Annotated in this window: 7 protein-coding genes; 2 read left to right on the top strand and 5 right to left on the bottom strand. The window is 38.6% G+C overall.

The features are described 5' to 3' along the window. On the bottom strand, positions 1-849 hold an 849-nt coding region (locus AACV33_RS06590; protein WP_182699983.1), incomplete at its 3' end, for an SgrR family transcriptional regulator. An 11-nt stretch (positions 850-860) separates the two neighbouring features. Next, on the bottom strand, positions 861-1856 hold the full coding sequence (locus AACV33_RS06585; RefSeq protein WP_065610695.1) for a Gfo/Idh/MocA family protein: 996 nt from the start codon (positions 1854-1856) through the stop codon (positions 861-863). A gap of 249 nt (positions 1857-2105) precedes the next feature. Between AACV33_RS06585 and AACV33_RS06580 the strand changes: the two genes are divergently transcribed. Beyond that, entirely contained in the window at positions 2106-3059 is a 954-nt protein-coding gene (locus AACV33_RS06580) for a DUF2860 domain-containing protein (protein ID WP_023603064.1), read from the top strand. 75 nt (positions 3060-3134) lie between these two features. Here AACV33_RS06580 and AACV33_RS06575 read toward each other — a convergent pair whose 3' ends face one another. After that, the gene (locus tag AACV33_RS06575) at positions 3135-5051 is read right to left on the bottom strand and encodes an alpha/beta fold hydrolase (protein ID WP_017020586.1); all 1917 of its coding nucleotides are present in this window, start codon (positions 5049-5051) and stop codon (positions 3135-3137) included. A gap of 213 nt (positions 5052-5264) precedes the next feature. On the opposite strand from AACV33_RS06575, the gene AACV33_RS06570 reads away from it, so the two are divergent. Beyond that, a complete protein-coding gene (locus AACV33_RS06570; protein ID WP_012549942.1) occupies positions 5265-5477 on the top strand; it encodes a hypothetical protein in 213 nt (70 codons plus the stop codon). A 107-nt stretch (positions 5478-5584) separates the two neighbouring features. On the opposite strand, the gene AACV33_RS06565 is transcribed toward AACV33_RS06570, so the two are convergent. Then, positions 5585-6106: an Hcp family type VI secretion system effector gene (locus AACV33_RS06565; RefSeq protein WP_065610697.1), complete on the bottom strand. Its 522-nt coding sequence runs from the start codon at positions 6104-6106 to the stop codon at positions 5585-5587. A gap of 183 nt (positions 6107-6289) precedes the next feature. Continuing rightward, the gene (locus tag AACV33_RS06560) at positions 6290-7261 is read right to left on the bottom strand and encodes a glutathione S-transferase family protein (protein WP_017020588.1); all 972 of its coding nucleotides are present in this window, start codon (positions 7259-7261) and stop codon (positions 6290-6292) included. Between the last annotated feature and the right edge of the window lie 46 nt (positions 7262-7307).

Raw genomic sequence — 7307 nt, 5'->3', positions numbered from 1 at the left:
CCGTTGTTGGAAAGAGTGGATTTGTGGGTGTATGAAGAATGGGCCAGAACCAACGATCTTATCTGTCGATACATGAATAGGATAAATAGAGGCTTCACTCCGAGCCAATAATCTTGGCAAATGAAAGTCGCCCTCTGATAAGGTGATTTCAATACACTCTTCAGAAAGAAACCTAATCCCTTTGAGGTTAGAATAAAGTGGACTCCAATAATAGTTGGCTATCAGTGTTTTTAAACAACGTACAACATCTTTTGCCGTTAACGGATTTCCGTCATGACAGACAACGCCACTTCGAAGATAAAAACGCCACTGTGCTGCAGAAGAATCATGCTCCCAATGATGTGCAAAATCAGGGTGAATAATATCGTTATCAATACTCACTAAACGCTGAAAAATTTGACTCACTAAATAACGCTCGGTACGACAGATTGCGTGATGAGGTAATAAGGAGCCAATCTTCCGATGAAAAGGCATACAAACCGAGCGTGGTACGATGTTATTGGAATGGAGAAGATACTTTTTAAGCTCAATAGAAGCATTACGTCCACCAAAACTGAGTATATTCAAAACAGAGTCAGTATTACCAGAATCGACTACATTAGACACGCAGTCATAACACGCTTCAATCGGTTCTTTATAACACGTTAATTGTGCTTTTTTACTGCGACCCGGCGTTGCTTTCCATTCAATCCAACCCGTATTAACCAATCTCTTAATCACGGTTTGAACATGACGTTCACTCACCTTCAATAGTAATGAAAGCTCTGTAATATTACAGCTTGATGCTACCGGTCCATACTTACGAAAAAGTATTTCATAAACCTCTAGTTTTCTTTTTATATTCTCCATTGCACCCAATTTTATCTTTTCGTTAAATGTGTATATCCGTTGGTGATTAACGCTTGCTCTAGTATAGACAATACCTGCCCACTGATTTCGGTATTAAGCACTGAGGAAGTTTGAGCATTGTTTAATAATAACTCTGAACAATGATCTATTTCATGTTCAAACCCTCCACCACTGCTATGCGTAATGGTGTGAGTATGACCGCTTAAATGTACATCAATTCGTGAAGGGTTCCACCATTTATCATGTATAACGATCTCAACACCATCGCCTTTTAAAATCGCGCTCCTTGGTAAGTTTTTTGAAATTGACGCCCCTATTTTTCCTTTAATCTTTCCATCAAATAAAAACTCCACGTTTTCATCAACTCTCCATTCAGGGTGTTCTGCGGTAATAGAGACCGACGGTGTTGGGACATCTTCACCAAAGAAATGGCATAAATCACAGTAAAACCAAACGCCGTATACTCCGACATCTAGTGTCGCTCCCCCTGACAATTCAGGATTAAATACAAATATATTAGGGTCATACACACTTTCATTACCGAAAGAGGCTTCTATGGAATCCACGACAATCTTGTGTTCATTCATAAAAGCCTTCAACTCTCGATAAGCGGGGAACACAACCGTTTTCATTGCCTCAAGCAATAACACCCCGTTATCTTTAGCAAGTTTCTGCATGTCTTGCCAATCTTGGTAATTAGTAAACGCCGGCTTTTCAACTAAAACGTGTTTATGGTGAGAAAGAAACAACTCAACTAAGGGTCTATGATAAGGATGAATTGTCGCGACATAAACAATATCAACGGTAGGATCCGTCGCTAATTGTTCATAATCACCATAATCAGATACCGCCTTATAACGGGTAGCAAACCGCTCTGCTTTATCAACATCTCTAGCAGCAACGGCCTGTAATTCTCCACATTGACTGTTGCTTGTTAAGTCTTGAGCAAATCTGTGCGCTATGTTCCCAAGCCCTGCAATGCCCCACTTTATTTTTTTCTCTGTCATTATCTCATCCTATTATTTTTAATCGAGACAGTGTAGTCATCTCAACATAAAAGAAAAATAGAACAAATAAGCACATTTGTTCCTATTTAAAAATAGCCAACGATCATTGTTTGAATACAAAGCGGTTCGTTCGTATTTATTTTTAGATGAAAATATAATCGCAACTTATGGTTCGTCATCATTGATAACTTCTACTATAACTGTTTCAATGTAGTTATTAACATCATAGTAACCAAAGGATGACGAAGAATGAACTTACGCTATTTACTTCTTACTGCCTGCATAATGAGTATGCCCGCACAGGCGAAGCTAGCAGAGAAAGAAGGGGTTAGTGGAGAAATTGCGTTAACGACAGGATTTACGTCTTCAACTTCCAATTTTAATACCGAAGGTGATGACACCATTACATCAAACAAACAAAATGCATCCACTGACAGTGGCTTTATGGCCTTTCCTCTTGGAAGCATTGCCTATACGTTTGGCCAAGAATTAAATCAACAAGTTCATGTCGGTACAACACGTCAAGATGTGGCAACAGGTACCGTTGTTCTTGAGGTCGGCTATAAATACCAATTTGAATCAAGAATGGCGATTGATGTTTCTATTCTGCCAACCATTATGTCAAGTAAGACGTGGGCAGACCCATACTTGGAAGGCTCTGCTCGTACAGAAACCGATGCTTCAGGAAACGCATTTCGTTTTAGAGTCGATAACATTGCAGGCTCAAACTTTACCATTGATACCGCCTATGCCACCAAAGACATAGAGAATGATGACGTCGAAGACATACTAAAAAGAGACGCGGATACGATCTACTTAAAAGGTCAATATCGCTTACCACTAAGTCGTACTTCATTCATCCTACCTTCTGTTATTTACCAATCTTCATCTGCGGACGGAAAAGCAAGCTCTTACGATCAATACGGTGCTGAACTGAGTTTTTTCAAGTTAATGCAAAGACACCAGTTGGTATTAACTGCTGGTTACAATCAACGAACATTCGGGGCTGAAAACCCTATTTATGGCGACACTCGTGAAGACAATAAATTAAGCTTCTTTGCTGCTTATGAATATACTAAATTTATGGATTGGCAAGATTGGTCATTCATTTCTTTTGCAGGCTACAGCTCAACCGATTCAAATATTACTTTCTATGACGAATCAGAATATATTGTTACTGTCGGTGTAAACTATAAGTTTTAACCACTTTACGTAAATAAAAAAGCCCTGTTTGATGAGTCTCAAACAGGGCTTTTTCATACTATGTTCTAATCGTATTTAATAAAACTTATAATCACTACTAAAGAAATTAATCAATTTTCTTAATACAATATCTCGATGTTTATCGTCTTCTATCAACATATCATGATACGAATCTGGGATTGTTTCTAAATGACAAAGATGACTGTTCTCATGAAAACTTCGCTGAGCCACATTACTCACAACAAGATCGTCTCCTGCTTGTAAAATCAGCATTGGAATTTTTATTTTATGAGCTTCAGCGATGCATTTTTTTCCTGCTTTTATTGATTCAGTGATCCAATGGGTACTTGGGCCACCTAACCGTAAATTCGGCATACTTTCAAACAGCTCAACAAACATTTGATATCTTATTTTACTGTGAGTTAATACGTTATCGTCATACTCGACTTTCTTAAAATGACTTTGCCCTAATGCATAGTTAGGCTTACTTGCCAACACATCAAGTAAGTTTAGTGTTTGAGTTTTTAGTCCATGCGCTTTCCCTGGTATATACACACCAAACATTGGTGATGTTGCCGCCGATGCCGTTACGGGATGATCAAATTTTGAAAGGTATTGGGCGGTCACCGCTCCCCCCATCGAATGAGAAAGCATAAAGCACTCTCCTTCTAAATTTGGTCGGACAACCTTTTCCATAAAGATATACAGATCCATCACATAATCATGAAAGTCATCCACATGGCCTAATTCGTGATCTTGCGTTATCCGTCCTGACTCACCTTGCCCACGGTGATCATACGTATAAATATTAAAATACTGACTTAACTCAAGAATGGCTTCTTTATATTTCCAATAACTTTCATTACGACCATTAACGATCACTAACGTCTGTTTCTTTTCACCAACGTTAATGTTAATCCACTTCAAGGCAATTCGATCAACACCGAGCACTTCACCGTGCGTTTTGTTGCTCCAAATCTTATCAATCGGATCTTCATAATCTTGTTTTCTGTTCTCTTCTTTCAATCGATCTTCGTGTGTTTTTACAAGAATATGCGGTTGCGGTGCTTGCTCTAAATTCAATTTAGGCGCAATCGCCTCTAGAAATAATTTCCCCACATCTTTACCGTGTTGATAATCGTTATCTAATTGCTCTTTGGTGCTTCCCAGTAATTTAGATTCAAGGTTCTTATTCGGTGAAATCTCATAAATAGTGACATCATCCGGTGGATTAGCTAAAAATGCCTGCGTTTTACGATAGCTTTCTTCGTGATTCATCAACATCACGGCCATTTGATTTAATTTGGCATTTTTAGTCATCTTGGCGACTTTCATCATCCAGTCGTGGTTTTCTTTAAATTCAACCGGAACAGTACGGATAACAACAATGTGACGATAACCTCTATCATAGGCTTCTTGTACGGGAATCGGCGTCGTTAATCCTCCGTCAACCCATTCCATTTTATCCATGATCACCGGTTGTTTATGCAACGCAGGAATCGCGCAAGAGGCACGTAAAATATCTTTCCAATTTGTGGTCGATAAATCAAAGTACTTAGTTTCAAAATTAGTGGCATGAGCAGCAACAGCAAGTACTTGTTTGGTATGTAAGTGCATTTCTCCTACTGTCCAGTTTAACGGAATATCGGCTTCGGTTTTATCGATTAACCAATCCAGATCCATCCCTTCGCCAGAGAGTAAAAAACGAGACAATTTAAAAAAATCAGGACTGCGGGTGATTTGATTAATGATCCGGTAAGCGTGTCCTTTATGCCCACAAATGTAAGAGGCCAAATTCAACGAACCTGCTGATGTTCCAATCAATAAAGCAAATGGATTGAATTTGGCTTCTAAAAACGTATCCAACACTCCTGCGGTGAAAATCCCCCTTTGACCACCACCTTCTGTCACTAAAGCAATCTTATCGACTTTTGTTTTAGGTACACGAAACACATCATAATTTTGTTTACTGATCGAATAATGTTCGCCCATTCGTTTTGCCCATTCTCGATAACGTAATTGTCTTTGTTCTATTATGGCATATCGCTATAAAGCGTGGGCGGTAAATAGAAGCACGATAAATAATGATTTTATAACTCTTTCATAACTAAGGAATGACTTTTATGAATTTATATAAAATTCTATAACTAGATAAAGCTACAATCACAAATTACCTATGTTAAGGTTCTTAAAAATGGAGGGCACATGATGAAAGACTATGAATTGTTCATAAAAATTAACGATGCCATCTTGCTTGAGTTTGATATATTTAAAGCATGGGAAAAATCATTACTTTTAAACGCTCAAAACCAATTGATGGACAGATTCCCTATTTCGGAACCACAGAGAGAACTGCTCACCAAAGTCTTAAATAAAAAAAGACCCAAGAAAAAAAGAGAAAAAAAGCCATATTGCTAATTATCAATATGACTTATCATTTCAGTCGTTCTTTCCACTCTCTTCTTAAGACTTTTTCTAATTAAAGAATCTACAAAAACAATAAAAATCGGTCTTAGTTCTTAAGATTAACCCGCTTCGCGTGGTGCGCGCCAATCATCATTACCTGCCGTACCACACGTTTCGTGAGTCACTTCAATTGCACGGTAAGTAAACTTAAGTACTTCTTCTGTTACACGATCTGACGTTGCAGCATCTTGACAATGAGCCATGCGAGTTTGCATATCTACAAGCAGTGCATCAATCAATTTGATTGTGTAATAGTGCTCTTGCTTACCAGAAATAGACGTACGGTAGAAGTTGATACTGCACTCTGGTAATTTTTCACCTGAAACTAATGAGTTAAACAACAATGGAGAACAACGGTCTTGTTGTTTAGTTACAATCACAGGACGGTGAACTCGTTGACCTGTTGGCTGGCCACTTTGAGGATCACGTGGAACCGTTAATACATGATCAAGTTCTTGAACAAGAAACTCATCAATGTGTGCTTCTTGCCACGTATTCCCGACTGAATCTGCTGAATACGCATCTTTAGTGATGTCGCCCTGAACTTCGCCTTTTATTAACATATACGCTGGAGTTGGCATCTATTTATTCCTTATTTTAAATTCGATTAGAGTCGTGTTAATCACGATATGAATGTAATAGAGCAAGATGGATGCCAAAAATAATAGCCAACAAAATCAGTAAATTAAAAAAATACTAATTTACAATCACAAAATAAAAACAATAAATTGGATCATTTCACAATAAGTTGAACATAAATAAACCTAGTCACGGTGGTGTTGACTAAAGAAATCCAACTCTGGCCCTTTAGGTATAATAAGTGTTGGGTTAATCGTTTCATGACTGCCGTAATAATGCGCTTTTATGTAGTCAATATTAACCGTTTCACTCACTCCGGGTTGTTGAAATAAATCACGTAAATAGCCCCAAATATTCGGGTAGTCAACAATGCGTTTTAGGTTACATTTAAAATGCCCAACATAAACGGCATCAAAGCGAATCAATGTCGTAAACAAACGCCAATCCGCCTCTGTGATCTCATCACCAATTAAGTAACGTTGAGTCGATAAGCGTTGTTCTACCGTCTCTAATGCTCCAAATACTTCGGCAACCGCATCATCATACGCTGCCTGAGTCGTAGCAAAACCCGCTCGATACACCCCATTATTAATCGTTGGGTATATAAATGCATTCAACTCATCAATGTCATTTAATAAGTGCTCAGGAGAAAAATCTAATTCAGTGGCACCAATATCATCAAAAGCAGAATTAAACATACGAATGATCTCTGCCGATTCATTACTCACGATCGTATTGGTTTTCTTATCCCATAAAATAGGAACTGTGACTCTTCCCGTATAGTCAGGAGCAGCCTTCGTATAAATTTCATGCGCATAAGTTGCATGATTTACCGTATCTTCAATAACGCCTTCACCCGGTTCAAATGTCCAACCGTCGTCTCCCATAAACGCATTCACCACAGACATCGAAATCATGTCTTCAAGCCCTTTTAGCTTACGGTAAATCACTGTGCGGTGTGCCCAAGGACAAGCCAGTGAAACATATAAATGATAACGCCCAGATTCAGCATTAAAACCTGACACTCCAGATGGGCCAGCCCTGCCGTCTTTTGTTATCCAATGGCGAAAACTGGACGCTTTACGCTCAAATTTACCGCCCGTTGATGCCGTGTCGTACCAATCCGTGTGCCATTTTCCGTCAATTAAAAGTCCCATGCTGTTTCCTCGCTATTCATTAAAGATAAAAATGTGTATTAATTAC

This window comes from Aliivibrio sp. SR45-2 (assembly GCF_963890165.1).
Taxonomy (GTDB): domain Bacteria; phylum Pseudomonadota; class Gammaproteobacteria; order Enterobacterales; family Vibrionaceae; genus Aliivibrio; species Aliivibrio salmonicida.
This window is presented reverse-complemented; position numbering and strand designations above follow the sequence as displayed.

Coding starts and splice junctions, on each gene's coding strand:
- AACV33_RS06575 (WP_017020586.1), bottom strand. CDS start 5,051: ATGGGCGAACATTATTCGATCAGTAAACAAAATTATGATGTGTTTCGT.
- AACV33_RS06585 (WP_065610695.1), bottom strand. CDS start 1,856: ATGACAGAGAAAAAAATAAAGTGGGGCATTGCAGGGCTTGGGAACATA.
- AACV33_RS06560 (WP_017020588.1), bottom strand. CDS start 7,261: ATGGGACTTTTAATTGACGGAAAATGGCACACGGATTGGTACGACACG.
- AACV33_RS06580 (WP_023603064.1), top strand. CDS start 2,106: ATGAACTTACGCTATTTACTTCTTACTGCCTGCATAATGAGTATGCCC.
- AACV33_RS06565 (WP_065610697.1), bottom strand. CDS start 6,106: ATGCCAACTCCAGCGTATATGTTAATAAAAGGCGAAGTTCAGGGCGAC.
- AACV33_RS06570 (WP_012549942.1), top strand. CDS start 5,265: ATGATGAAAGACTATGAATTGTTCATAAAAATTAACGATGCCATCTTG.